The organism is Psychrobacillus sp. FSL K6-1415 (assembly GCF_038003185.1).
Lineage (GTDB): Bacteria > Bacillota > Bacilli > Bacillales_A > Planococcaceae > Psychrobacillus > Psychrobacillus psychrodurans.
On the sequence record NZ_JBBOOQ010000001.1, the window covers coordinates 148,473 to 174,362 of the forward strand.

The following is a 25,890-nucleotide window of genomic DNA, read 5'->3' on the forward strand; positions in this document are numbered from 1 at the left end:
TTGTTCAAAACTAAAAAAGAGGTGTATTTTAAATATGAAGAACTCATCAAAATTTGCATTATTAGCTTTATTATTACTTAGTCTTTTTGCTTTAGTAGCATGTACAAACAGTGAGAGTAGTTCGTCTGAAACGGACGGTAATGAGGCGGAAACCGAAAAAGAAGTAGTAACCAATGAAGAAGGCAAAACTGTCATTTCTTTTTGGCATGCAATGTCTGGAGCAGGTCAAGTTTCCTTAGATGCAATTGTTGCAGACTTTAATACATCTCAAGATAAATACGAAGTGCAGGCAGAATTCCAAGGGTCATATGAAGAATCATTAACAAAGCTTCGTAGTGTTGGAGGTACAAAAGATGCCCCTGCCATAACGCAGGTGTTTGAAGTTGGAACAAAATATATGATTGATAGTGGCTTTGTAGAGCCGATTCAGAAATTTATTGATAAAGATAAATACGACATTTCTCAACTTGAAGAAAATATTTTAAATTACTACACAGTAGATGATCAGTTATACTCTATGCCGTTTAACTCATCCACACCAGTAATGCTATACAACAAAGATGCATTTAAAGCAGCAGGTCTTGATCCAGAAAAAGCCCCAGAAACGTTTTCGGAGGTTATTGATGCAGCTGCAAAATTGAAAACAGAGGATATGAAGGGCTTCTCCATGCTAACATACGGATGGTTTTTTGAAGAGTTAGTGGCAACGCAAGGTGGACTATATGTAGATGAAGAAAATGGTCGTGCAGGAGATGCAACAAAAGCTACTTTCAATGGACCAGAAGGACTTAATGTATTTAGGTTCCTAGATACTATGAACAAAGCAGGGACTTTCGGAAACTTCGGAACAAACTGGGATGATATCCGTGCAGCATTCCAATCTGGAAAAGTTGCAATGTATATGGATTCCTCTGCGGGTATAAAAGGTATTATTGATAACGCTCCATTTGAAGTAGGTGCAGCATATATCCCATACGCAGATGAAGTAAAGCGTAATGGCGTTGTTATAGGTGGAGCATCACTATGGATGTCTAAAGGAATTGCGGAGGCAGAGCAAGAGGCAGCATGGGAATTTATGAAATACTTAACTACTCCTGAAGTTCAAGCAAAATGGCATTTAGAAACAGGTTACTTTGCGATCAACCCATCTGCATACGACGAACAAATCGTCAAAGATGCATGGGAGGTTACACCACAGTTAAAAGTAACTGTAGATCAATTGCAAAGTACTGAGCCTTCTATCGCAACACAAGGTGCTTTAATATCTGTATTCCCTGAATCCCGTCAACAAATTGTAACGGCATTAGAAAATCTATATCAGGGAATGGACCCACAAGAAGTACTAGATACAGCAGCAGAAGGAACCAATCGTGCAATAGAAATTGCTAATAAAACAAAATAGACAAGAACACACATTAAGGTACTCGGTACTAAAACAATTCTGAATTGTATTAGTACCGGGTACCTTTCATTATATATCGCTCTTTTCCATTCACTACACATATTATGAAGGTTGCGGTGGAAGAGCATTTAATTTTTTTCATAATGAATAATTGGAAGTAGTGTTTCTTATTTATTAGAAAAGGGAAAGATAGAGTAGAGACTCAGGAGAGGGTCGTTTTAATGAAGAGGTGATTTTTTGGATAAACTCTTTGCAGTTCTTGTTTTTGTGGGTGTACCCTTAGTTCTAGTGGGTGCCTTTTTCAATTGGTCAGATATGGTTATGTTCTTTCTTTGCTGCACAAGTATTATTGGGCTCTCAGGGTATATAGGGAGGGCAACGGAAAGCCTGGCGATTGTAAGCGGACCAAGGATTGGCGGATTGTTAAATGCTACCTTTGGAAACGCAGTTGAACTTATTATTTCTATATTTACATTGAAGGCTGGAATGGTTGGAATCGTTCTAGCTTCACTGACTGGATCGGTTCTCGGTAATTTACTGCTTGTACTTGGACTTTCATTTTTTGCAGGAGGCATCAAGTTTAAACGTCAAAAATTTAGTGTTCATGATTCCAGATATAATGCAGGTTTGCTTATTTTTGCTGTGATCATCGCGTTTGTAATTCCTGAAGTATTTTCAATGAGTATGAATCCGCAAAAAACATTGTATTTGAGCATTGGAATTGCCATTATATTAATTACACTGTATCTAGCCGGACTATTTTTCAAACTCGTTACGCATCGAGGCGTATTCGCTTCCTCTGACCAACCTGAAAAGGAAACAGAAGTACCGGAATGGACGAAAGGTAAGTCCATTTTAATACTACTGTTAGCCACAGTAGTAGTTGCTTTTGTATCTGAACAACTAGTACATACATTTGAAATGCTCGGTGAAAAGTTTGGATGGACAGAGTTGTTTATCGGTGTCATTATTGTAGCGATTGTTGGTAATGCGGCTGAACATGTTTCAGCCATTACGATGGCCGTTAAAAACAAAATGGATGTATCTGTGGAAATTGCAGTAGGTTCAACACTGCAGGTTGCCATGTTCGTAGCGCCGATATTAGTAATTGTCTCTTTGTTTATGCCTGAACCGATGTCGCTCGTTTTCACATGGCCTGAACTTGTGGCGATGGTTACCGCAGCACTTCTTGTCATTAACCTTTCAAATGATGGGGAATCGAATTGGTTTGAAGGATTAACTCTTTTCGCGGCATATTTGATCATGGGAATTGGATTTTATCTGCTTTAAGAGTGCAAGTTAAAAAGTCAGTGTCCGAGAGACGGATACTGACTTTCTTTGTGCTCCGGGCGTGCTACCTGAACTATAGATTGAGAGTTGCGAATCCACTGTAAGGGAGCAGTTTTGAAAAAACTGAATTGTTTTTAAAACTGGTATATTTTAAAAGAAACAATCTATTTAACATTAGACGTGTTTTTTGGTATATTAGACGGTGGACAAAATTAGAAAAGGTGGAGTAAAAAATGGAAACAAATGCATACAGAGTATTACTTTACTATAAATATGTCCCGATTGAAGATCCAGTAACATTTGCACAAGAACATCTTGCTGCATGTAAGGAACTTGGGTTAAAAGGGCGTATTTTAGTATCAGACGAAGGAATAAACGGAACTTGCTCAGGAACGATAGAACAAACTGACGCATACATGAACATGATGAAGGCAGATGAACGCTTTGCCGACATGGTGTATAAAATAGATGAAACAGAAGGACATGCCTTCAAGAAAATGCATGTTCGTCCTAAGAAAGAGATTGTACATTTAGGATTAGCTGATGATATTAATCCAAATGAAATAACAGGACAATACCTTTCTCCAAAAGAGTTCTTTGAACAAATGCAAGCAGAAGATACGGTTGTTATTGATGCTCGTAATGATTATGAATTTGACCTAGGTCACTTCCGCGGAGCAATCCGTCCAGAAATTCGCAACTTCCGTGACCTGCCAGACTGGATGCTAGAGAACAAAGAAATGTTCGAAGGTAAAAAAGTACTTACCTATTGTACTGGTGGGATACGTTGTGAAAAATTCTCGGGTTGGTTAGTTAGAGAAGGTTTTGAAGGTGTGGGTCAACTACACGGCGGAATCGCAACTTACGCCAAAGATCCAGAAGTGCGCGGCCAGCTTTGGGATGGTCAAATGTACGTATTTGATGAGCGTATAGCTGTGCCAATCAACCAAGTAGAGCATGTCGTTGTTGGAAAGGACCATTTCACAGGAGAGCCATGTGAGCGTTATGTTAACTGCGCAAACCCTGATTGTAATGATAAAATTCTTTGCTCAGAAGAAAACGAACATAAGTATTTACGAAGCTGTTCCGATGAATGCCGTGAACATCCACGCAACCGCTACATCGTAGAACATAAATTATCAGAAGAAGAAGTAGAAGCTAGACTAGCTGCTATAAAATAAGTTCCGCCCCATGCTAATTTTTAGCATGGGCTTATTTTTTGGCTGAATTTCAACGGGGTTAACTCTTTATAATGAAGTGTAGTCTCGTTAAAACAATAAGTGGTTAAACTTAGTTAGTTTAGCTATTCTATTAATTATTTGTAACAAAGACGTCACAGTATAATAAATGGGTGATTGAAATATATTAAACGTATAGAGGGGATTCGCCACCCTGTATAGAAAGTAACAAAGAGTTCATTTTTCAAAAATAGAATGGAGGAACGTATATGTCAATCGAAGTGAAAAATATTTCAGATTTGAATGCAGTCAACGTATCCAAACTAATTCAAGAAAGTGAAAAAGAAGGTTATCGTTTCGTATCAAGGTTAGCATCAGAATATGAGGACGGAACGCATCGCTTCAGTGAACAGGGAGAGGCAATCTATGGAGCATGGGATGAAGATGAGCTAGTGGCGATTGGCGGTTTGTTTCGAAATAACGCTAGTGAAGCTGACAACTCTGCTCGACTATACCGATTTTATACTTTACCGGAATACCGTAGGAAAGGTGTAGGAAGTGAACTCTTAAAGGTTGTTTCTGAAAATGCCAAAGGACACTTTAAAGAAATAACGACTAAAACAGAATCCGCAAAAGCAGATTCATTTTATCGTGCAAATGGATTTTTGTTTGACGAGCGTTCGCCAGATGTCACTCATGTGATGAGCTTAGAGTAGAAAGGGTTATATTAATGGATAAACAGCAATTAGAAGGGAGATTTCCCTTAATCTCCAATATGCAAAACAAGGAAGAAATAATATGGTTCAATCCAAACAAAATAAATTCAGAGGATGCGTTGAAAAACGTATTTATTACTGCTGAAATGGTACAAGATGCAAGCGATCGTTTAGATCGTTTTGCATCTTATTTGCGTATTGCTTTTCCAGAGACTGCAAAAGCAAAAGGGATTATTGAGTCACCGCTTGTAAAAATTCCAACTATGGAATCCAGCTTAAAGGAATTCTTTCACACAGATTTTGATGGAGAATTATTATTAAAATGTGATAATGCCTTACCGATATCAGGATCTATAAAGGCTCGTGGTGGTATCTATGAGGTACTTAAAATTGCAGAGCAAATTGCTATACAAGAGGATTTATTGAAAATAACAGATGATTATGCACTACTCGCAACAGAAAAATTCACACAATTTTTTTCTAACTATTCAATTGCAGTAGGGTCGACTGGAAATTTAGGACTTAGCATCGGGATAATCAGTGCTAAGTTTGGGTTTCAAGTGACTGTGCATATGTCTAGTGATGCGAAGCAATGGAAAAAAGATATGCTCCGTGCAAAAGGCGTAACAGTCGTAGAGTACGATTTTGATTATAGTATTGCGGTAAAGGAAGGCAGAAAACAAGCGGAAAAGGATTCGTCTTGCTTTTTTATCGACGACGAAAATTCTGTTGACTTATTTGTCGGGTATGCCGTTGCAGCAAGTAGATTGAAAACTCAACTGGAACAAATGCAAACCATTGTCGACGCCGAACACCCATTGTTTGTATACTTACCTTGCGGAGTTGGTGGTGGACCAGGTGGAGTTGCATTTGGACTAAAGCTTTTATTCGGAGATCATGTGCATTGTTTTTTTGCGGAGCCTACGAACTCGCCTTGCATGCTACTTGGGTTAATGACGGGGCTACATGAAAAAATATCAGTGGCTGATATTGGGCTAGATAACAAAACGGATGCGGACGGATTAGCGGTGGGGCGACCATCTGGATTTGTAGGTAAAAATCTTGAGCAGCTAATTAGCGGAAGTATTACTATAAGTGATCAAACCATGTATGAGCTACTTGCCTTATTGGCAGACGCAGAGAATATTCTATTAGAGCCATCTGCATTGGCAGGTATGACAGGACCAATTCAACTTAAGAAACTAGGAGTTTCCATACAAAATGCAACACATATTGTGTGGGCAACAGGAGGAGGAATGGTTCCTTCTCAGGAAATGAAGGTTTATTATGAAAAAGGAAAGCAATTTCTTGGGAAATAAAACTACAAGCCTTGTAGTTAGAGTCTCACGACATACAAGTCGAGGCGATTTTAATAATCCTGCTAGTTAATGCGGGACGAAGTATATTCTGATCCTACTTATATTTAAAAGTAGGATTTTTTAATTTTGCTCTACTATACATAGAACAAATGTGTTATGCTATATATAGAACAAAAACTAAGGAGGGTGACTTCATGTTTATTGAAATAAAATCTGATTCTGATGTCCCCATCTATTTGCAGCTAGCCCACCAACTTATGGAGGGTATGGTACGAGGTGAATTAAAACCAGGTGACTCGCTACCATCTGTAAGAGCATTTGCGAGCGATTTAGGAATGAATATGCATACAGTAAATAAGGCTTATCACTATCTAGAGGAAAAAGAGTTTATACAAATAGTGGCAAAATCGGGAGTAATAATTCAGCCGAATGGTATTCCGAAGGCTTCAGAGGAAGAAAAGCATAAATTAGAAGCACAACTACGACCATTTGTAACAGAGGGGTTAGTCCTAAAGCTCTCGGAAGAAGAACTAGTGGTTATGGTACGTAAGCTTGTGCAAAATATTGAGGAGGGGAACGAATGACTATTGTTTTGTTTGGATTCATCCTATTTTTTATCACAGTTTTACAAGCATTTACACCAAAGTTTTTAAAGCCAACAGAAGCATTTGGAGTGTATGTACCGGATAGCCACGTAAAAGATCCGGTAGTGATGAAGCTGAAAAGTAAATACACTACGTTTGTGTTAACATTTGGTTTGATCGTATTGATAAGCTATCTGTGGTGGGGAACGACACAAAAACCAACAGAGGAAACACTGGCTCTAGCAGGCGTAAGTGTTCAGTTTACAACGTTATTCGTGAGCATTGGTTATTATTTTATGATGCACCTTCGGGTTAAAAAAAGGAAAGAAACGCAAAGGTGGTTAAGTGGTAAAAGCGAAGTGAGAGTAGTCGATGTAAAGTTTCAAGAAAAGCTCAAACTAATACCTCGTGTAATCTTTATCATTCCTATGATAGTTACCGTAGGGTTAATCATTTATACATTTATGAAATATGATCAAATGCCAGAGATGATTCCTACTCATTGGGGACCTACTGGGGAAGCAGATGCATTTAGCAAAAAAACATATTTTAGTGTAATTGCACTGCCACTAATTTTACTAGTTATGCAGGTTTTGTTCCTTTCAGTGAGTGAAGGTATGAAATTTTCAGGTGCTCGAATTAATCCGACCAATAAAAAATCTTCCCTTGCACAGCAACTCGCGTTTCGAAAATATACAAGTTTATTAGCGCTCTTTATCACAATTGGTATAACGCTTATGATGGGTTACTTTCACTTACAAACAATTCATCCAGAAATATCATCACCGATAATCATGTGGACCCTACCTCTGAGCTTTTTAGTATTAACATTTGCGGTTGTTGGTATTTATGCTCTAAAAGTAGGGCAAAGCGGATCACGACTAAAAGCTGAAAGAAATAGTGTAACCATAGAAAACAAAATTGCTATTGACGACGACCAATACTGGAAGGGTGGATTATTTTACATGAACAAAAATGATCCAAGTATTATGGTAGAAAAGAGATTTGGTGTAGGTTGGACGTTAAATTTTGCTCATCCTATCAGTTGGATTGTCTTACTAGTACCTCTAATTCTTATAGTTGGAATATCGATTGTATTATAAGAAAAGCAGCTACCCAAGTTATTGGGTAGCTGCTTCAGACTGTAGACAAACTCAATTTTTGGTGCATAGAGTTGTATACTAAAATCGGCAAGGACCACCACTTCGCTTTCCGTGGGCTTGGCTTCAGCCTCCTCGTCACTGCGTTCCTGCGGGGTCTTCTGCTCAAGCTGTTCCCACAGGAGTCTTCGTGGTGGTCCTTGCCTTATAAACAACTCCTTAAAGGTTTCTACTATATATACTTTTATTTAGATAAAGCAACCTCTTTAAAGATATTTATTATTACTCATAGCAGTTTATAAAAATATTTTTGTCGTCAAGCTTAAGCAGCTACTCAAGTTATTGGGTAGCTGCTTTTTAAAAAAAGATATTTTTTTTAATACTGTCTAGCTCTAGACACCAGTATCTCGTCCGCTTCAGACTTGGAAAAAGGCAAAAAGTGCCTTTTACTCCAAGTCTTCCAGCTCTTTTCGCTACAATGCGGAGTCTGCCGCTTTTCTATTCAGCGTCGAAAACTTCTACTTTTTCCATTTTAGCGCCATTTTTCATAGCTTTTGCTACTTCAAGACCACTTGTAACTTGTCCAAAAACAGTATGAACACCGTTTAAATGTGGCTGTGGCTCGTGAACGATGAAAAATTGGCTAGAACCTGTATCTTTACCAGCATGCGCCATAGAAAGACTTCCTGCTTGGTGTTTGTGTGGGTTTCCTTCAGTTTCACATTTAATTGTTTTTCCGCTTCCACCCATACCTGTACCAGTTGGGTCTCCACCTTGGCTTACGAAACCAGGAATTACGCGATGGAAAACTACTCCGTTATAAAATCCACTGTTTGCTAACTCTTCGAAGTTTGCTACTGTGTTTGGTGCCTCATTAGGGAATAAATCAAATTCAATTTTTTCTCCAGAATCCATTAAGAAATAACCTTTTTTTGTCATTTAAAAACACTCCTTTTTCGTATAAATCCTTCATTAGTATAGCATGTACCCGGAGCATTTTCCAAAAACAGAGACTGTACAATAATTTTATATAATGTTGTGAAGAACGAGCCTAATGTTCTCAAATGCTTATCTAATAAAAGTAAAGGCAAGTTGAACAAGAAGAAATAGTTAAACACCACTAATATATGCAGACCATACTTCATTAAATATGGTCTCTAAATTCAAAGAATAGTTATAATAATTAAAAAATATTATTTCCAAATTTCCAGAATTTGCTTTACAATATAATTATTACCGTAAAAGGGGGCAATTTGATTTGAAGAAGATAGGAATTATATTAACAGCATCAGTTTTATCAATTGGTATGTTTTCATCGGCTACTAGTGCAGTAAGTACAGTAGAAGAGCAACTTGTAGCGCAGGTGGCCGCTACAGGAGAGATTGTTACTAAGGAGGACTTGCTTAAAAAGTTTCGTTCTACTTTTCCTGGGATTTTCGACTTTGTGAATGCTAGTGATTTTCATATGAGTTCTAATACGTATCCTGGTGATGAGACGACAAGGTATCATTTATTTTTTAATAAGCTGCAAAATGGGAAGGATATTCATGGAAGCATAGGATTTTATGGAGAAGATTTCGAGATAGAATCATTTAACTACGACCCTGTTAGCACTCCAGACGCGTTGTTTCCAGCTAAGTTCTCTAAAGAGGAAGCAAAAAAAGTTGCAACCGATTTCGTTAAGAAATTCCTCAAAGATGGCAATTATAAACTAGGTGAGGATTATAATGATTACTATAATTATTCAAAGCAAATTTTAACTAGGCCCATAAGTTATTCCTTTTCTTTTAATCGTATGAAGGATGATGTTGAAATTGCTGACCAAAGTGTAAGCGTAACCGTTCTCGGAAACGGAGAAATTGTAGGCTTCTCTGGTTCACATATAACTAAATCTCCTACTTTTGAAGATGTAAAAAAAGTAAAAGATCGAAAAGAAGCATTAGAAAAAGTTAAAGGAAATCTCACTGCGAAACTTCAATATCAAGTTAACACTAACTATGAAACTGGTGAAAATGATGTGAAGCTGGTTTATGTGCCTGATGTTCTAAGCATAAATGCTATTACAGGTGAGTGGTTTAACGGTAAAGACTTTGTAGTAGAACAACCAAATAAAAAGAAATATGTAAAGGTTACAGAAACTGCATTGCCAGCCAAACAAAATGGGATAACAAAGGAAGATGCAAAGAAAGCAGCAGAAAAGTTATTACAAGTGAAATCAAACAAAATTAAGTTAAGCATTCAATCCGTTGAAGAATTAAAAAACAGTAATGGCCAAGAAATATTTAGTGTTCACTATATGTATAATTACGGTAATAGTGGAAGTGGGTCTACATTAGAATTTGATAAGAAAACTGGGGAGCTGCTCCAGTATCATAATACTCAAAATGGTTTATTGGTCGAAATGGATGAGACTAAAGAGGAGGTCACAATTTCTAAAGAAGAGGCGATTGCTCAAGCAGTTAAGTATTTAAAGGAATTGGTACCTTCATACCTTCATGAATACGCTATGCCTTTAGAGGAAGGTTATCACGATGAAACAATGGGCAATTACTATATAACCTTCCCTCGAATAGTTAATGGAGTTATGGTTATGGGAGATCAAATTAGTGTAAATATTCATAAAGATGGTTCTTTAGACAATTTAAATGTAGTTAGACCACAGATTGAGGAGTGGCCGTCTTTAGAGGGGGTAATCTCTACAAAAGAAGCTGAGGATATTTTGAGTAAAGCGTTAAGTATAAAAATGAGCTATTGGAAAGAAAATCAAAAGAAAGAAAATAAACATTATAATTTAATATACTCTCCAACATTTAATGAAACTGCCTTTAATGTGTTAGAAGCCGATTCGGGCAATTGGATTAACCAGTACAATATGGAAGTGACTCCTGAGGTTTCTCATCCAACTGCAGCTGCAGAGCTGAACTATTTGATTAAGGCAAAGGTATTGACAGTTAATGATCCAAAAACCTTTAACGGGGATGCAACAGTGTCTAGAGGGGAAGCAATTAAGATTATGATGAATTCCTTAACGTATATTTATGAGACAAGCAATCATAGAGATTCAGAGAGTATAAAACAATCCTATACAAACGTTGACCCTAAACATGCCTCCTATCAAGCAATTGAGCGTGCAGTGGAAGCGGGGATTTTGAAAACTGACCAGAAGACCTTTGATGTAAATAGTCCTATTACGAAAGAAGAGCTAGCAGTATGGTATATTCGGGCACTAGGTCTTGAGCAAGCAGCAAAACAAAACAATATTTTTAAAAATGAATTTACAGACAGCAAAAAAGTGAAAGTGGAAAACACAGGATACGTGGTTTTGGCAAACTCACTTGGATTAGTAAAGGCAGAAAAAAACCAGTTTAATCCAACAAAAGAAGTAACCTATGCGGATTTAGCAGTGTCCTCTATCCGCCTAGCATATGAAATCGCCAATAAGGGAAGAGATTTCAGGTACGATTACTAAATCCCAACCAATTAAATAATCAACATTATAACAAGAGGGTTATGACAACAGTCACGACCCTCTACTTTAATGGGAAAAGTAAACTAAATCGGATACAGCTACTTTCTTTAATCAACTAAATTGGGAAGTGGTTAAAAGAAGGAAAAGTGTAAAAAGTTCTTTTTATGATAATGAGCTTTAGTTAGTTGAATAGGTGTCCGCATTCTGCACGGGAAGGAATGAACCTTCATCGCCCCTTCACTAGAATCAATATAATAGTTTTTCCGCAAAATCATCCGGTATACTAGCCATTTAATTTAGGGATGGTTAATTGCTTTGTTTCGAGTTTTAATTTTGTTATATCTGTCATCATTGATACAAATTTGAAATTTCTAACTATCGATAACCATCCTTAACAATACTTAGAGCGTACATAGATAAGCTGTCCAGGAGTTTGTGGTCTCTTCATAAAAAAGAACTAGTTTTAATAATGACCCAATGTGCTAAATTTACCAGAAATAAATCACCTGTATTTACTTCTAATTTTTTCAGTACATGGGCATAAATAATGAAAACATATTTAAGAACATTACTTTATAATTTCTGTTGCTTCATTAAATACCAAAGCCCACTAGTAAGTTCTTTTACTACTTGTATCATTTCGCTATCGCTAAATTCATTGGTCATTGTTCGTAATAATGATTCTAGTACAATATTTCGTATTGGCTGTTGCTCAAGCTCCTGTGTAACGGCTTCCATAATCTCCTGCTGATTTTTGGTGAAATCGTTACTTTTTTTAAACTGTTCTAATTGTTCAACGACTTCCTTACGAGTCAATTCAATAGCTACAAATGAACTTATGAATTTATGTAAGTCATCTGTATTTAAAACGCTCGTCTGTTCATGCATGAGCATCTCCACAATTTTTTCTATATAACGTAATGCGTTTTTTATAACAATTTCAAACTTAAAATCCTGCTGATTCATTAATCGACCTGTGAATGTTAAGTGCTGTAATATGCCATAATAAATGACTGCTGCTTCAAATGAATGGCTTCGTATTTCTTCCCCAAATACTTCGATGAAACGCTGACCTAACCACTGTAGCTCAAGTACTCTTGATTTTAGTACTAATTTCTTTAACTCTTTGTCGCCTGAATGTAAGATTTCTTCATAAATCATATCTAATCCTCTAGACTGGTTAATTAGTAATAAAACTGTAATTTGTTCTACTAATACATCCCGATCCTTAGCATCCTTACCTAACATTTGCCCGCTTCGCATTAATGTCGCATCGTAGCGTGCCTGTTCTAAAATTGCTTCTACACAATCATTTTTAGATGAAAAATAATTATAAAAGGTTCCCTTAGAGATACTTGCCCTTTCTAAAATATCTTGTATCGATGTATTAGCGATTCCTTGCTCTACAAATAAAGATATTGCATGGTCGACCACTGCTTTTTTACGTTTATTCATATTGACTCCTTCTTTAACTTGTTACGATCATTATACAACATATTTTTGTTCAAAATGCACTATTTGTACTGACGAGACTTTTTTATAGACAAAATTGGACTGCTGGTATAAAATCTTTCAAGTGACTAAAAAAAGGAATATATAAACTAAGGAGATATTACAAATGAATACTTCGACGATAGAGAAAAAACCACCATATTTAATGCTTGCAATTTTATTTTTCGGTGCCTTTGTTTCTTTCTTAAATAACTCATTATTAAACGTAGCATTACCATCAATTCGTGATGATTTTGGCAAAGACTATTCAACGGTACAATGGTTAGCCACAGGTTACATGCTAGTAAGTGGAGTGTTAATACCTGTTTCAGCATTTTTAATTACACGCTTTAAAAACCGAACATTATTTATTGTATCAATGATTTTATTTACAATTGGTACAGCAATGGCTGCTCTGGCACCAAACTTTGGATTCCTCTTAGCAGGGCGTATGGTACAAGCAGCCGGTTCGGCAGTTATGGGACCATTGTTAATGAATGTTATGCTAGTTAGCTTCCCACGTGAAAAACGTGGTGCAGCTATGGGTGTTTTCGGTTTAGTTATGATTACAGCTCCAGCAATTGGGCCAACATTATCAGGATATATCGTACAATACTACGATTGGCGCGTACTGTTTGAGATGATTTTACCCTTTGCGATTCTTTCCATTATTCTAGCGTTTTGGAAACTTGAAAATGTGATGGATACACGTAAAGTATCTCTTGATTACTTCTCAATTGTGTTATCTGTAATTGGTTTTGGTGGTATTTTATATGGTTGTTCAATGGCTAGTTCAAATGGTTGGGGAGACACAGTTGTTTTGACAACAATTATAGTTGGTGCTGTTGCATTGTTCTTGTTCATTACACGCCAATTCAAATTAGAGGAACCATTATTGGACTTGCGAGTTTATAAATATCCAATGTTCGCACTTGGTTCTGTTATTTCAATGGTAAATGCCGCGGCATTATTCTCTGGGATGATTTTAACGCCTGCCTACGTACAAGACGTGCGAGGTATTGACCCTTTAGAATCTGGTTTAATGATGTTACCTGGTGCTATTATTATGGGAGTTATGTCGCCAATCACAGGGAAATTATTCGATAAATTTGGACCCCGAATTTTAGCGGTTATTGGTTTAGGTATTACCTCTATATCAACATTCATGCTTGCAGGTTTAGATCTTGAATCTTCCTATGCTTACATTATTGGTATTTACACAATACGTATGTTTGGTATGTCGATGGTTATGATGCCGATTATGACGAATGGTTTAAACCAATTACCTACACGTTTAAACCCACATGGTACAGCTGTTAACAATACAGCGCAACAAGTGATTGGTTCAATCGGGACAGCTATTTTTGTTACGATTATGACTAGTGCTGCGGCTACTCGTGGTAAGGAGTTAGCTGCATCAATGGACCCTGCATCCATGACAGAAGAAGCAATGAAACAAATACAGGCACAAAGCTTATTACATGGTGTTCAACTATCATTCATCGTTGCCGCTGTTGTAACATGTGTTGCATTAGTATTATCGTTCTTCTTAAAACGTGTGGACGTAAGCGCAAATGCACTTGCTGACATTGAAAAAGAAGTGAAAAGTTAATCATGGGGCTATCTCGTAAGTGATATTAAATCACTCTAGGATAGCCCTATTTTTGTTGTTTTTTATTCATATCCCTTGTCTATTAATTTGGTAGATTAACAAGAAGGGTATGTTACAATTCGATCCTCATTAACTTGTGCAGGAGCTCCCCACATCCCAACTTCGTGATTTACAATTTCAATTTCATTATCATTTACGTCAATAATATGCTTCACGTCATGCCCGTTTGCTACGAGAAAGTTGCTGATAAGCAAACGATGACAACGGGAAGGATGACGCTCCGAACAACAATAGGCAGTTTTTTTATTTGCTGCTTTTTCCAAAAGTTCATTTATACCTATTTGGAACTCTTCCGTCAGAGTATAATCCGCATAATTATGAAATGATTGGTTGTTCCACCCTGCGTTCACTTCTTCACTAACTTTTTTAGACTTTCTACGTCTACCACCTAATTTGGAGAGGTGTTCATATGAAATGTCTTCTCTTATAAGCCATTTTGGAAAATCATCCTTTGAAAATTGCGGCCATTTTCTACTACCTGGAAATGCCCTTACATCCGCCAAAAGCTCGATGTTATTCTTTTTTAGCATGCTTCCGAAAAATTTCTGTGTGTGGCTAGAATGTCCAATTGTGTATATTTCCAATCTTATCACCTCTTTCTCCACGAATATCCTTCCTATTATTATTCCTGTTCCTTTGTTGGACCAAACATATTCTACAGTTACAATTTATGAAGCAAAATACTGAAACCAAACCATGAAAGTGGTACGATACAAAAAGAGGTGAAGCTAAATGAATGGTCAAAATAGAAAAGATGTAAAACCTGGATTAGAGGTATATATAGTATTAAAAAAAGATCAACGATCAGGGGAGAAAACAAAAGGAGTTGTGAAAGACTTATTAACGAATTCGTCATTTCATCCACATGGCATAAAAGTACGATTAACAGATGGACAAATAGGACGAGTCTGTGAAATCATAGGATAAATTACCGCGTAAAAAGGGAGTGTAAGTGAAATGCAAGTAGAAAATCAAATTTTACAGTGGTTTAACCACTTTCACCAGTATCCAGAAGTTAGCTGGAAGGAATATGAAACTACAAATAAGCTTGCGGAAATATTGGATGGTTTAAGTATTTCCTATCGAAGATTTGATGATGTAACTGGATTACTAGCAGAAATCGGAGAAGGGCCAGAAGTAATAGCTGTACGTGCAGATATTGATGCTCTTTGGCAAGAAGTAGATGGAGAGTTCCGTGCCAATCATTCCTGTGGACATGATGCCAATATCTCTATGGTACTAGGAGCGTTATTGCTATTAAAGGATGAGAAATTAAACAAACGAATTCGCTTTATCTTTCAACCAGCAGAAGAAAAAGGTAACGGAGCGAATTCCATGATAGACCGTGGGGCTCTCGACGACGTAACACATCTTTTTGGTGTGCATTTACGACCGATTGAGGAACTTCCTTTCGGCAAAGTAGCACCAGCTATACATCATGGAGCGGCTTTATTTGTAGAGGGCAAAATAAAAGGAATCGATGCTCATGGAGCTAGACCACATCAAGGAAACAATGCGATTGACGTAGTAATTGCCATTCAACAAGCACTGAAAAATATGTATTTTTCTCCATCCGAATCATATTCTGCAAAGCTAACAAAAATTCAAGCAGGTGGAGAGAATGCTAATATTATTCCTGGTATTGCAACATTTTCAATTGATGTAAGAGCAGCAAAGAATAGCATATTATCACAATTGAAAGATCGCATTGACAAAGATTTAAATATTATTCAACAATTATTTAATATAGAAATCGAGTGGGAATTTCAAGATATTACACCAGGTGCTGAAGTATCGAAGGAAGCGGCGGCAATTTCTAAAGCTGCAATAATTGAAACCGTAGGTATGGAAAACCTTGCAGATGAAGTAATTACTTCGGGAAGCGATGATTTTCATTTTTATACAATTAGACATCCTGAAGTGAAGGCAGCAATGATTGGTATCGGAGCTGACTTGTCACCGGGATTGCATCATCCAAATATGACTTTTAACAGAGATGCATTAATTTTGGGGGCTAAAGTTATATCGAAAACGCTTACAAATGTTTCGAAATAGTATTGACTAGCATCTGATTTCCATTTAATATTACTTTATTAACGACTATTAAACGTCAATTTAGAATTGTCTCTATAGTTGTAAGGAGGAAATATTTTGCAGGAAAAGAAAGCGGTTACTAAAAAAGAGATGTCTTTAATATGGGCGATTATGCCGCTACTACTCATGGTTATTACTATGGTTATTACAATTATTTATTTAGAACAGGGGCCGCATATTCCATTGATCGTTGGAACAACAGTTGCAGCTATTGTTGCATGGAAACATGGATTTAAATGGTCTCAAATTGAAGAAATGATGTATAAAGGTATAAAACTAGCATTACCAGCAGTAGTCATAATTATTTTAGTAGGACTAATCATTGGTGCATGGATAGGTGGCGGAATTGTCGCAACGATGATCTATTATGGCCTAAAAATTATTACTCCTGCTTTCTTCTTAGTGGCTATTTGTATTATTTGTGCAATTGTTGCACTTGCAATCGGTAGTTCTTGGTCAACTATGGGGACAATCGGTGTTGCGGGAATGGGTATTGGACTTAGCATGGGAATTCCAGCTGGAATGATCGCTGGAGCCGTAATTTCAGGAGCATACTTTGGAGATAAGATGTCCCCATTATCCGATACAACAAACCTTGCAGCAGGACTAACAGGAACAGATCTTTTTGTACATATTAAACATATGTTATTTACGACGATACCAGGAATTCTAATAGCTCTTGGTGTATATGGCTTCCTAGGAAACAGATATAAATCAAGTAATATTGACCAAGAGGGTATCAACCAAACAATATCAATGTTAGATCAAAGCTTTGTCATTTCTCCATGGTTATTGTTAATACCTCTAGCAGTAATTGTCTTAGTAGCACTTAAAGTTCCAGCTATACCAGCATTGATTGTTGGAATTTTATTTGGCTTCTTATCTCAAATACTCATCCAAGGTGGAAGCGTTGCAGAGGCAGTTGGAGCTTTGCAAAGTGGATATGTTATCGATACTGGAAATGCAATGGTTGATGAATTATTTAATCGTGGTGGATTAGATTCGATGATGTATACGGTCTCCATGACGATTGTTGCCATGACATTTGGTGGTATATTGGAATACTCCGGAATGCTGCAATCCATTATGGATCAAATTTTAAAGTTTGCTAAAACAGCAGGATCACTTATTGCTTCAACAATTGTTGCGTGTATTGCAACAAATGCCTCTTGTTCAGAGCAATACATTTCTATCGTTGTGCCAGCTCGAATGTTCTCAAAAACATATACAAAAATGGGACTACATTCTAAAAATCTCTCGCGTGCTTTAGAAGATGGAGGTACACTTACTTCGGTCTTTATTCCTTGGAATACGTGTGGAGTATTTATTTTAGCGACATTAGGTGTAGGAGTAGCAGAGTATGCATTATTTGCCGTATTAAACTTTATAGTACCAATTATATCAATTATCTATGCAATGACAGGCTTCACGATTCAAAAAATCTCTGAGGCTGAAAAACTAGCGATATTAAATAAAGAAACTGTAGAAGCATAAAAAGGAAATGTGCAAGCCTGAAAAACAAAAGGGAGTTCATATGGAACTCCCTTTTGTTATAAGTCCTATTGATACGTATCTTCTAATTGTAGGTTGGAAAGTTCAACTCATAAATAGCGCGTGGGCGACCTTGCTGATAGGTCATTTCTTCCCCTATGATTTGTGCATATCCATGATCTGCTAGTTTTTTTAGTATTCGTTCAGTTGTACGTCTACTAACTTGTAAATAGACTTCTAAGTCATATGCAGTAAACTCTGTGGACTTTCTAGAACGACTAAACTGTATGACTTTAGATAAGTTCGCTGGACTTAATGTAGTCTCTTTCGCAATTTGCACAAACTGTGGTTCAACATTTTTTAAAAGCACTTGCTTATCACTATATGGATATGGTCCAAGCAGTTCCTTAGAATCGGTTAATAGATAGGCTGTATTATCAGTTGCATAAGATAAAGCATCCCTTGCATTTTGAGTAGCTTCCAAAACTGTTTTTCCATAGCCAAATGCAATTTTAACCGCGGGAGAGGAGTTTATCCAAGAAGTAATCAAGTTATTGTTTAAAGCTTCCTGCACATCACCTTGAGTTGAAAATAAGGTATATAAATTGTCGGCTTCTTTTACGGTATTTGCTTGAATAGAGGCTGCAATTTGTTTAACTTTTTCTTCTGCAATGGAAAGCTCTTTATTTGTTTGGATATAACCAACTGCAATTTTAGCGGACTGACTTTTGAATAGAAGGGCAAGAGATTTTGTATCCTCTATTGCCTTAATAATGGAGCTTTTCGGATCAATCATTCGAATGACAGATAAACCATTGTCTCGCAATCTTTGATACACTGCATGAATACTAGTAATCGCTAGCAAAGTGGCGCCGTTCTTTTGTAAAACTGTATGGAATGCAACTATTTCTTCCAGATCGAAAGAGGTATCTATTTTCATTAAAAACGGTGTTTGATCGGTTAATCCGATATCCTCCAAAACATTTTTTACACCCTCTGGATGGACTAGATCAATGGAAAGCTTATGTACAGCTGTTGGGTTAGTGAGACTAAGTGAAAGTAGAGTAGTCATGATAGCGTTTTCATCTTGTTTTAAATAAAAAGTTGGAATTGGTAGCCTTGCGATTGAGTCCTTTGCATAAGTAAATGGAAATGAACCTGAAAAAAATACTGCATCACAAGGTTTTATCGTCGGTATTATATCCTTTGCATCAAAAGGTATATTATATGTATAATAATCCAATCGAGTGGATGGAAGTTCATGTTCAAAACTTCTTAAACGTTCGATGAAAGTGGCCGATCCTAGAACTGCAATACGTGTTAACATATGGTCACCTCTTTTTTTATCTTTTTAACGACTATTTAACGACAACTATAACGAACTTAATCCAAAATGTAAAGAAAGTAGGAAATTCAAATGAAAATTAAAGAAATTGATATTTATGCAATCCGTTTACCATTAGTAGATCCTTTTATCATAAGTTATCACACTTATGATGATATGCCATCTATTATTGTAAAAATAACAACGGATGAGGGTTTAGTAGGTTATGGGGAAGCTGTTGCAGATGAGCATGTGACAGGTGAGACTTGGGAAAGTACATATGCATTATTGAAAGAAACGCTAGCTCCAGCTGTTATTGGAGAAAATCCTATGGAGTTTGAGCGTTTACATGAGAAAATGAATAAAGCGGTTTACCAGGCACCTGCAGCAAAAGCAGCGATAGATATTGCTTGTTATGATTTGGCAGGGAAAAAACTTGGTGTTCCTGTGTACCAATTATTAGGTGGGCGCTATCACGAAAAGTTCCCTGTCACTCATGTATTAAGTATAGGAAAGCCAGCTGACATGGCAGAAGAAGCAGAAAGAAGGATGAAAGAAGGGTATTCCTCCTTTAAAATGAAGGTCGGGACAGACGTGCAAGTTGATGTTAAACGTATTCAAGCAGTGCGCGCAAAAGTCGGCGAAGAAATTGCTATTCGTGTAGATGTAAATCAAGGTTGGAAAAATAGCGCTACTACTATTGTGGCTATGCGGCAGTTGGAAAAAGAGGGATTAGACTGGCTAGAGCAACCGGTAATCGCAGATGACTTTAATGGTATGGTAGAAGTAAAAGCTAAGACAAGTACCCCTCTTATGATGGACGAAGGCTTGCGAAACTTACGTGATATGCGAGAGTTGATCGAGAAACAAGCAGCACATAAAGTAAATATTAAACTGATGAAGTGTGGTGGGATATATCCAGCGATGAAGCTGGCTCATATGGCAGAGATGGCAGGCATCGAGTGTCAAATCGGTTCCATGGTGGAATCCTCTATTGGTTCTTCAGCAGGATTTCAAGTAGCATTTTCTAAAAAAGTGTTTACGAGTGTAGAGTTAACAGGTCCTCTAAAATTCTCTAAAGACGTTGGAAATTTACATTATGACGTACCATTTATTCAATTAAATGAACGTCCTGGACTAGGGATTGATATTGATGAAGAAACTTTACAAGAGTTAACTAAGTTCTCTACAAAAGTAACAAAATAAGAGGAAGTGTTTGTGTGAAAGAATGGAAAGGTAAACTTGGTGTGAAAGAATATATTGTTCGTCAATTGACGCAAGAACATCTGGATAGCATTTTACGTTTGCAGCATGTGGTCCTTGGAGCAATGGAAAATGATAATTTCTTATCTCCATTAACAATAGGAGAATATGAGGATTCGATAGATCGTAACCTAATGATTGGAGCATTTGTAGACAATGAACTAATCGCCTTCCGTGCATTGGCATTACCACCAATTGATGATCAACATTTAGGATATGATATTGGTCTTTCAAAAGATCAACTCGAGAAGGTCGTTTATCAAGAAATAACAAATGTTCATCCTAATTACCGTGGATTTGGATTGCAAAAGAAACTCGGGGTTATTGTCATGGAACTACTAGACGCTTCACCGTATACACATGTATGTGCAACAGTTGCACCATTTAACATTGCAAGCTTAAAGGACAAACTAAGCCAAGGAATGGTAATAGGTGCATTAAAGAAGAAATACGGAGACATGCTACGATATGTATTTTATAAAAAAATTCATGTAGATCGTAATAACGAAGAAACGTTTATAGAAGTTCCTATGGATGCGATTGAAAAACAACAGCAACTAATTGCAGATGGTTGGATTGGGACAGCAATTTTACAAAAAGATAATAACTGGCATGTAACCTATGAAGGAAAAGGATCATACATCTAAACGAAAACACTCGGTGATTAAATTCACCGAGTGTTTTTTAGTGTTTAGGAATTATAAATCTATTACAGGTGGATAACTACTTACAAGTGATTATCCGTCCAACTCTGACGCTTGCTCCTGCGCAAAGTTCGTCGCAGAAGAACGTTGTCAGTGCTTACTTAGAGACTTGCGCTTTTGTTCTTTTCTTCCGTCAAATGTATGAGAAAGACTCAAGACCAATGACTGAACTAAATTGCTGAATTTTCAATTATAGTGAAATAATAAGATAAAGTTAAGGGGTGCTACAAATGAAAAATCTATACAAAGACTCCCGATTCCGCCTCATTATTTTCGCTAATATTGCTTCCTCTATTGGTTCGGGAATAACGATGATTGCGATACCATGGATGCTTGTATCCAGTGATAATGGCAATAAGGTATTTGGGTATATAACGATTGGTATGACCATTTTAAGTTTTATCCTTACACCATTTGTAGGGAACTTGGTGGACAAAGTATCTCGAAAAAAATTATTAGTAACAAGTGAAATCATATGCTTTACTCTATTGTTTATGTTTTCCCTCATAGGATTTCTTGGCCTATCATATGAAATTTGGCATTATATGATTATTTATATGATTGGTAGTTTATACTACACCATTTTTTATCCGACAATGTTTGCTTTAAATCAAGAAATATTTACGAAGGACCAATATAAATCACTAAACGGAACGATGGAGGTGCAAGGACAGCTTTCCAGTATGATTGCGGGTGCTTTAGCTAGTATCTTATTGTTAAAATGGGATTTACACTATATTTTATTACTGGATACGATGTCTTACGGCGCTGCCATCTATTTTTACTTGAAGCTACCGTATGTGAGATTATCCATTGAAAAGACAGGGAAAGTCGTTAAATCGCAAGTAAGCGAAGGACTTAGATATATGATAACGCGTCCTTCCATGTTTATTTTTTTATTATTTTCTTTCATGCCTTTCATTGGTGTGATGCTAACGAATTATTTATTCCCTGTCTATTTAGTGGATGTACTTAAAGCAGACGCGAGTGTTTATGGAATTCAAGGGATGATTTATGCAATAGGAGCAATAATTGCAGGGGTCTTCGTACCAACATTATCAAGTAAATTAGGAAATGAGAAAACGATTATCTTGGGAGTATTCGTTTATACGATTGCTATATCATTAATCGTGTTCGTAGATTTACCTGTATATCTATCACTTATGTTATTTTTGGCAATAGGTAACAGCAGTACTAGAGTTGCTAGAAACTCTTTCTTAATGGACTCTATTCCTAATAATATAATAGGGAGGGTCGATAGCTTGTTTCGTACATTAGGTCTTTTAATCAGGATCCTTTTACTTGCTCTCTTTACTGAAATGGTATCTTCAGAGCTCATCATTTATTGTTTCATAGTATTAAGTGCAATTTTATTACTTTCTTTGTTCTTCGTAGTTGTATCATGGAAAAAAGGTTTTAAAGTAAAAGAAAAAGATTGTAAGGTCATAGCAAATGCTTAGTTAGTTATTTTTGCTTGAAGTATAAAATGCTATCGTTTTCGTGTTGTATTTATGAAACCATATTCCTTTTCATCCGTAGTATAACTAGACAGAAAAAAGAGAGGGTTTGAGAAAATGACCAGCGTATTTATTATTTCGGCAGTTGCAGCGATACTTACCGCATTGTTAGTAGTCCCGTTGACAGCTAAAAGAAAAGACATGGTAACTTCCATCATTGGTCTATCGGTTTTAACTTTTATCGTACTTGCGATTATATATTATGTAACGAACTTAGATCGTAATTGGACAGCGTTATGGCCATTACTAGTTATTGCAACATTAGCAGGGATGGTGCTTGCAAAAGGTAAAGAGCAAAAAGCAAAAGGTATTCTGTTTTTAGGAAGTCTGGTATTGACTATCTTCATGTTAACAGCGTCTTTTTGGAATGCAGACGAAAAATACAAAGTGGCAGAAATGCAGCAAGAGGTTGAAATTGAAGCATTTGACGAAACGAAGACACCTGCTAGTGTACCGCCAAAGTTTGCACGCAATAAGATGAAAAAAGCTTTTGGGCAAGTACCAAATACGAGTTATTATGAATTAGGAAGCTTACAAATTCAAAAAGTAAAAGATGAGTATATATACATTGCTCCAGTAGAATTTTCAGGACTTTTCAAGTGGTGGAATGGAGACGTTACACCGGGTTATTTTACAATGAGTGCAACCGACTCATCGGATAATCCAAAATTTGTAGAGGCTGAAATGAGTTATACACCATCTTCTTATTTCCATAAAAACTTAGAAAGACATATGCGTATGAAGCATCCAACTAAAATTTTCTATGGAGGCCCTCAATTAGAAATTGACGAGGATGGAAAACCATATTACATCAGATCTTACGGTAGCTTCATCTCTGCACGTAATGGATTTGAAGTAAAAGGAATCGTGGCGGTCGATCCAGCTACAGGTCAGACAGATTCCTATGAAATAGCAGACGTACCAACGTTTATAGATGGGGCAGTATCTCCTGAAACAGTGAGCTTGCAAAATAGCTATTTTGGTAAGTACGTTCATGGATTCATCAACAGTCTATTTGGTAAAAAAGATGTGAGATTACCGTCAGATGAAGGAACCGAAGCGAATGTAAGTCCAATATTTGGTGAAGACGGACAAATGTATTACTTTACAGACTTTACGAGTCCGAAAGAGGGAGTAGATTCGATGCTAGGTTACTCTTTAACAGACGGGCGAACTGGTGAAGCTACTTTCTACACAGGAAACCTAGAGGATTCTTATATGGACTCTCAAGGAGCACTGCAAATTATTGAAAAGAAATTTATCGAAAAAAAATGGTCTGGCGAAATGCCGGTATTGTACAATTTTTACGGAGAAGCAAGCTGGTTAACACCAGTATTAGACTCTAATGGATTCCTGCAAAATTACTTTATAGTATCAGCTGCAAATCCAGAGATCTCTGTCTATGGCAATACGCCAAACGAAGCGTTAAAACTATATAAAACAGCAATTCAACGTGGAGGAAGCTCCGTAGACGGTAGCTCCGATGCTGAAGAGAAGTCGATAGCCGGTACAGTTGTACGTGTCTTTAAGGAACGTGTAGGTGACTTTACACAAGTGTCGTTCCTATTGGATAACAAACAAAGCTATATCGTATCTTCAGAAGTAGCACCTCTTGCAGTTTATATGCAAGAAGGAGATAAAGTACAAGTGACTTTCTTAAATACAGGAGAACTTTTCTTGCCGGTAAAAGAGGTAATAATTCAAGGAATTGAATAGAGTACAATTTAAAAAATCTATCCCGTAATTTAGGGGTAGATTTTTTGAAGAAAAATAAAAATTTCCGGTGAACACTAGGTATTGCTTAGATGAAATTGGTCGGGTTTTAAAGAGTGATCCAATTTGAATTAAGAAGGCTACTATTTTGTATAGTATCGTTAAGGGGCTGGGACAGAAATAGAAATTTTATTGAATAAGGAGAAATATTTAATAAATAATGGATATTTAATGAAATTGATTGGAATGGAGGGGCGACTCCTACGGGGATAGCGTGACGCCTTAGACTACAGGCTTAGGCAACGCCCGTGGAAAGCGTCCCTGGAATGGAAATCAATTTTGTGCACAGCAAAAAAAACAGCATTTTTCCCACAGAGAAAAATGCTGTTTTGGGTTCTGTCCCAGGGTCTATTTTCTCTCGGTTATTTTATCTATATACATCCCGAACTCTTCATTTGATCAATCTACTAAAGTTATGTATCCTTCTATCTATTTAGTAATCAATTCACTTTACTCAGATATTATTGGAATACGCCGTTGATACTAGAGGTTGTATTGGGAGAGCTATATAATGAAAATATAGACACAAGAAATTTCTTGAGAAGAAACGGGGAGATTACTTGAAAATTCATTATTTGACGATAGGTGAAGTTGCAAAGCTAAGTAATATATCCGTTCAAACCTTACGATACTATGACCGGATAAACTTGTTCAAACCTATTGAGATAAATCCAAGTAATCAATATAGATATTACCGTAATACACAATTGTATTATTTGGATATTATAAAATCATTAAAGTATCTTGGGTTATCGTTAGAGGAAGTTCAATCTGCCTTAACATTAAAGCCAGAAGAGCTAGTTGTATATCTTGAGAACCAAGAGAAAAGAATTGAAGAACAATTTCAACGGCTTAAGAAGACGAAGCAGGTACTGCAAAGGAAAAAAGAGCAAATACAAGCTTTTGCATTGGATCCGAATATGATGACCATATCAATTAAGAAAGAACCAGCTCAAAAAATAGTGAAGATAAAAACCGATAATATGAAAGTGGATGATATCCCAAATAGAGAATTTGGACGTATAAGTAAGGTGTTAGAGGATGAAGGTAGTATATTTGATACGTTATATGGTGGAGCATTTCCTTTGCAGAGGTATGAATTCTTATACGATATTAACTATGATTATCTATTTGCATATATTGTTACAGACAAGGATTTTAAAGAAAAATACGAAGATGTAGAAATTAGCACATTACCAGCTGGAGAGTATCTTAGCATTTCTTTTGTTTTAGAGAACGATGAATATGAAGTATGCTACCAGAAGTTAATCGGCTATATAGAAAAACACCAAATAGTCGTAAACCCGATTGTATATGATATATGGATGCCCATAAATTATACAGCTTCCAAAGAGGATGAATTCTTAGTGGAGCTTAAAATACCAATTCAAACTACTTGACCCTATAGTAACTATAGGGTTTATTTTTATTATTAGAGTCAAATTCATAATTACTTATTTAAAAATAAAATTCGAATAATTATATGAAATCATATTTAATTAT

The 25,890-nt window shown here is 36.5% G+C and carries 21 protein-coding genes; 17 read left to right on the top strand and 4 right to left on the bottom strand.

Annotated elements, in window-relative coordinates; genetic code table 11:
* Nucleotides 1–34 precede the first annotated feature (34 nt).
* From MKY60_RS00765 to MKY60_RS00795, 7 genes are all read left to right on the top strand, one after another.
* The gene (locus tag MKY60_RS00765; RefSeq protein WP_340928225.1) at nucleotides 35–1,402 is read left to right on the top strand and encodes an ABC transporter substrate-binding protein; all 1,368 of its coding nucleotides are present in this window, start codon (nucleotides 35–37) and stop codon (nucleotides 1,400–1,402) included.
* Between the two features lie 237 nt (nucleotides 1,403–1,639).
* Nucleotides 1,640–2,692, top strand: coding sequence for a calcium/proton exchanger (gene cax / locus MKY60_RS00770; protein WP_241600372.1), 1,053 nt, complete (start codon nucleotides 1,640–1,642; stop codon nucleotides 2,690–2,692).
* 233 nt (nucleotides 2,693–2,925) lie between these two features.
* Nucleotides 2,926–3,873, top strand: coding sequence for an oxygen-dependent tRNA uridine(34) hydroxylase TrhO (trhO, locus tag MKY60_RS00775; protein ID WP_090570639.1), 948 nt, complete (start codon nucleotides 2,926–2,928; stop codon nucleotides 3,871–3,873).
* A gap of 266 nt (nucleotides 3,874–4,139) precedes the next feature.
* A complete protein-coding gene (locus MKY60_RS00780; RefSeq protein WP_093495394.1) occupies nucleotides 4,140–4,586 on the top strand; it encodes a GNAT family N-acetyltransferase in 447 nt (148 codons plus the stop codon).
* A gap of 14 nt (nucleotides 4,587–4,600) precedes the next feature.
* Nucleotides 4,601–5,905, top strand: a complete 1,305-nt coding sequence (locus MKY60_RS00785) for a D-serine ammonia-lyase (protein WP_340928228.1) — start codon at nucleotides 4,601–4,603, stop codon at nucleotides 5,903–5,905.
* A gap of 194 nt (nucleotides 5,906–6,099) precedes the next feature.
* On the top strand, nucleotides 6,100–6,489 hold the full coding sequence (locus MKY60_RS00790) for a GntR family transcriptional regulator (RefSeq protein ID WP_090570646.1): 390 nt from the start codon (nucleotides 6,100–6,102) through the stop codon (nucleotides 6,487–6,489).
* The gene (locus MKY60_RS00795) at nucleotides 6,486–7,592 is read left to right on the top strand and encodes a DUF1648 domain-containing protein (protein WP_340928230.1); all 1,107 of its coding nucleotides are present in this window, start codon (nucleotides 6,486–6,488) and stop codon (nucleotides 7,590–7,592) included. The genes MKY60_RS00790 and MKY60_RS00795 overlap by 4 nt, the downstream gene beginning before the upstream one ends.
* A 495-nt stretch (nucleotides 7,593–8,087) precedes the next feature.
* Here MKY60_RS00795 and MKY60_RS00800 read toward each other — a convergent pair whose 3' ends face one another.
* Entirely contained in the window at nucleotides 8,088–8,528 is a 441-nt protein-coding gene (locus MKY60_RS00800) for a peptidylprolyl isomerase (RefSeq protein ID WP_090570652.1), read from the bottom strand.
* Nucleotides 8,529–8,847: 319 nt separating this feature from the next.
* Between MKY60_RS00800 and MKY60_RS00805 the strand changes: the two genes are divergently transcribed.
* Nucleotides 8,848–11,058, top strand: coding sequence for a YcdB/YcdC domain-containing protein (locus tag MKY60_RS00805; RefSeq protein ID WP_340928231.1), 2,211 nt, complete (start codon nucleotides 8,848–8,850; stop codon nucleotides 11,056–11,058).
* 573 nt (nucleotides 11,059–11,631) lie between these two features.
* On the opposite strand, the gene MKY60_RS00810 is transcribed toward MKY60_RS00805, so the two are convergent.
* Entirely contained in the window at nucleotides 11,632–12,513 is an 882-nt protein-coding gene (locus tag MKY60_RS00810) for a TetR/AcrR family transcriptional regulator (RefSeq protein ID WP_093495390.1), read from the bottom strand.
* 163 nt (nucleotides 12,514–12,676) lie between these two features.
* On the opposite strand from MKY60_RS00810, the gene MKY60_RS00815 reads away from it, so the two are divergent.
* Nucleotides 12,677–14,161, top strand: coding sequence for a DHA2 family efflux MFS transporter permease subunit (locus tag MKY60_RS00815; RefSeq protein ID WP_340928232.1), 1,485 nt, complete (start codon nucleotides 12,677–12,679; stop codon nucleotides 14,159–14,161).
* A gap of 95 nt (nucleotides 14,162–14,256) precedes the next feature.
* Here the strand turns inward: MKY60_RS00815 and MKY60_RS00820 are convergent, their stop codons facing one another.
* On the bottom strand, nucleotides 14,257–14,814 hold the full coding sequence (locus tag MKY60_RS00820; protein WP_340931055.1) for a DUF488 domain-containing protein: 558 nt from the start codon (nucleotides 14,812–14,814) through the stop codon (nucleotides 14,257–14,259).
* Between the two features lie 139 nt (nucleotides 14,815–14,953).
* On the opposite strand from MKY60_RS00820, the gene MKY60_RS00825 reads away from it, so the two are divergent.
* The 3 genes from MKY60_RS00825 (at nucleotide 14,954) to nhaC (ending at nucleotide 17,809) form a co-directional block, all read left to right on the top strand.
* A complete protein-coding gene (locus MKY60_RS00825; RefSeq protein ID WP_093495388.1) occupies nucleotides 14,954–15,148 on the top strand; it encodes a YwbE family protein in 195 nt (64 codons plus the stop codon).
* 30 nt (nucleotides 15,149–15,178) lie between these two features.
* A complete protein-coding gene (locus MKY60_RS00830; protein WP_340928235.1) occupies nucleotides 15,179–16,276 on the top strand; it encodes an amidohydrolase in 1,098 nt (365 codons plus the stop codon).
* 129 nt (nucleotides 16,277–16,405) lie between these two features.
* The gene (gene nhaC / locus MKY60_RS00835) at nucleotides 16,406–17,809 is read left to right on the top strand and encodes a Na+/H+ antiporter NhaC (RefSeq protein ID WP_093495428.1); all 1,404 of its coding nucleotides are present in this window, start codon (nucleotides 16,406–16,408) and stop codon (nucleotides 17,807–17,809) included.
* Between the two features lie 82 nt (nucleotides 17,810–17,891).
* On the opposite strand, the gene MKY60_RS00840 is transcribed toward nhaC, so the two are convergent.
* On the bottom strand, nucleotides 17,892–19,133 hold the full coding sequence (locus tag MKY60_RS00840; RefSeq protein ID WP_340928236.1) for a transcriptional regulator: 1,242 nt from the start codon (nucleotides 19,131–19,133) through the stop codon (nucleotides 17,892–17,894).
* A gap of 90 nt (nucleotides 19,134–19,223) precedes the next feature.
* Here MKY60_RS00840 and MKY60_RS00845 point away from each other — a divergent pair, with 90 nt between their 5' ends.
* The 5 genes from MKY60_RS00845 (at nucleotide 19,224) to MKY60_RS00865 (ending at nucleotide 25,787) form a co-directional block, all read left to right on the top strand.
* On the top strand, nucleotides 19,224–20,336 hold the full coding sequence (locus MKY60_RS00845) for a mandelate racemase/muconate lactonizing enzyme family protein (protein WP_340928238.1): 1,113 nt from the start codon (nucleotides 19,224–19,226) through the stop codon (nucleotides 20,334–20,336).
* A 14-nt stretch (nucleotides 20,337–20,350) separates the two neighbouring features.
* Complete coding sequence (locus MKY60_RS00850; RefSeq protein ID WP_093495384.1) at nucleotides 20,351–21,040, top strand: hypothetical protein; 690 nt, start codon at nucleotides 20,351–20,353, stop codon at nucleotides 21,038–21,040.
* Between the two features lie 287 nt (nucleotides 21,041–21,327).
* On the top strand, nucleotides 21,328–22,557 hold the full coding sequence (locus MKY60_RS00855; RefSeq protein ID WP_093495383.1) for an MFS transporter: 1,230 nt from the start codon (nucleotides 21,328–21,330) through the stop codon (nucleotides 22,555–22,557).
* A gap of 114 nt (nucleotides 22,558–22,671) precedes the next feature.
* Nucleotides 22,672–24,330: a hypothetical protein gene (locus MKY60_RS00860; protein ID WP_340928240.1), complete on the top strand. Its 1,659-nt coding sequence runs from the start codon at nucleotides 22,672–22,674 to the stop codon at nucleotides 24,328–24,330.
* Nucleotides 24,331–24,947: 617 nt separating this feature from the next.
* Nucleotides 24,948–25,787, top strand: coding sequence for a MerR family transcriptional regulator (locus MKY60_RS00865; protein ID WP_093495381.1), 840 nt, complete (start codon nucleotides 24,948–24,950; stop codon nucleotides 25,785–25,787).
* The last annotated feature ends 103 nt before the right edge of the window (nucleotides 25,788–25,890 follow it).

Excerpts from the sequence above, each read along its gene's own strand:
- MKY60_RS00765 (WP_340928225.1), top strand. The coding sequence starts at position 35 with ATGAAGAACTCATCAAAATTTGCATTATTAGCTTTATTATTACTTAGT.
- trhO (WP_090570639.1), top strand. The coding sequence starts at position 2,926 with ATGGAAACAAATGCATACAGAGTATTACTTTACTATAAATATGTCCCG.
- MKY60_RS00780 (WP_093495394.1), top strand. The coding sequence starts at position 4,140 with ATGTCAATCGAAGTGAAAAATATTTCAGATTTGAATGCAGTCAACGTA.
- MKY60_RS00785 (WP_340928228.1), top strand. The coding sequence starts at position 4,601 with ATGGATAAACAGCAATTAGAAGGGAGATTTCCCTTAATCTCCAATATG.
- MKY60_RS00790 (WP_090570646.1), top strand. The coding sequence starts at position 6,100 with ATGTTTATTGAAATAAAATCTGATTCTGATGTCCCCATCTATTTGCAG.
- MKY60_RS00795 (WP_340928230.1), top strand. The coding sequence starts at position 6,486 with ATGACTATTGTTTTGTTTGGATTCATCCTATTTTTTATCACAGTTTTA.
- MKY60_RS00800 (WP_090570652.1), bottom strand. The coding sequence starts at position 8,528 with ATGACAAAAAAAGGTTATTTCTTAATGGATTCTGGAGAAAAAATTGAA.
- MKY60_RS00810 (WP_093495390.1), bottom strand. The coding sequence starts at position 12,513 with ATGAATAAACGTAAAAAAGCAGTGGTCGACCATGCAATATCTTTATTT.
- MKY60_RS00815 (WP_340928232.1), top strand. The coding sequence starts at position 12,677 with ATGAATACTTCGACGATAGAGAAAAAACCACCATATTTAATGCTTGCA.
- MKY60_RS00825 (WP_093495388.1), top strand. The coding sequence starts at position 14,954 with ATGAATGGTCAAAATAGAAAAGATGTAAAACCTGGATTAGAGGTATAT.
- MKY60_RS00830 (WP_340928235.1), top strand. The coding sequence starts at position 15,179 with ATGCAAGTAGAAAATCAAATTTTACAGTGGTTTAACCACTTTCACCAG.
- nhaC (WP_093495428.1), top strand. The coding sequence starts at position 16,406 with ATGTCTTTAATATGGGCGATTATGCCGCTACTACTCATGGTTATTACT.
- MKY60_RS00840 (WP_340928236.1), bottom strand. The coding sequence starts at position 19,133 with ATGTTAACACGTATTGCAGTTCTAGGATCGGCCACTTTCATCGAACGT.
- MKY60_RS00845 (WP_340928238.1), top strand. The coding sequence starts at position 19,224 with ATGAAAATTAAAGAAATTGATATTTATGCAATCCGTTTACCATTAGTA.
- MKY60_RS00855 (WP_093495383.1), top strand. The coding sequence starts at position 21,328 with ATGAAAAATCTATACAAAGACTCCCGATTCCGCCTCATTATTTTCGCT.
- MKY60_RS00860 (WP_340928240.1), top strand. The coding sequence starts at position 22,672 with ATGACCAGCGTATTTATTATTTCGGCAGTTGCAGCGATACTTACCGCA.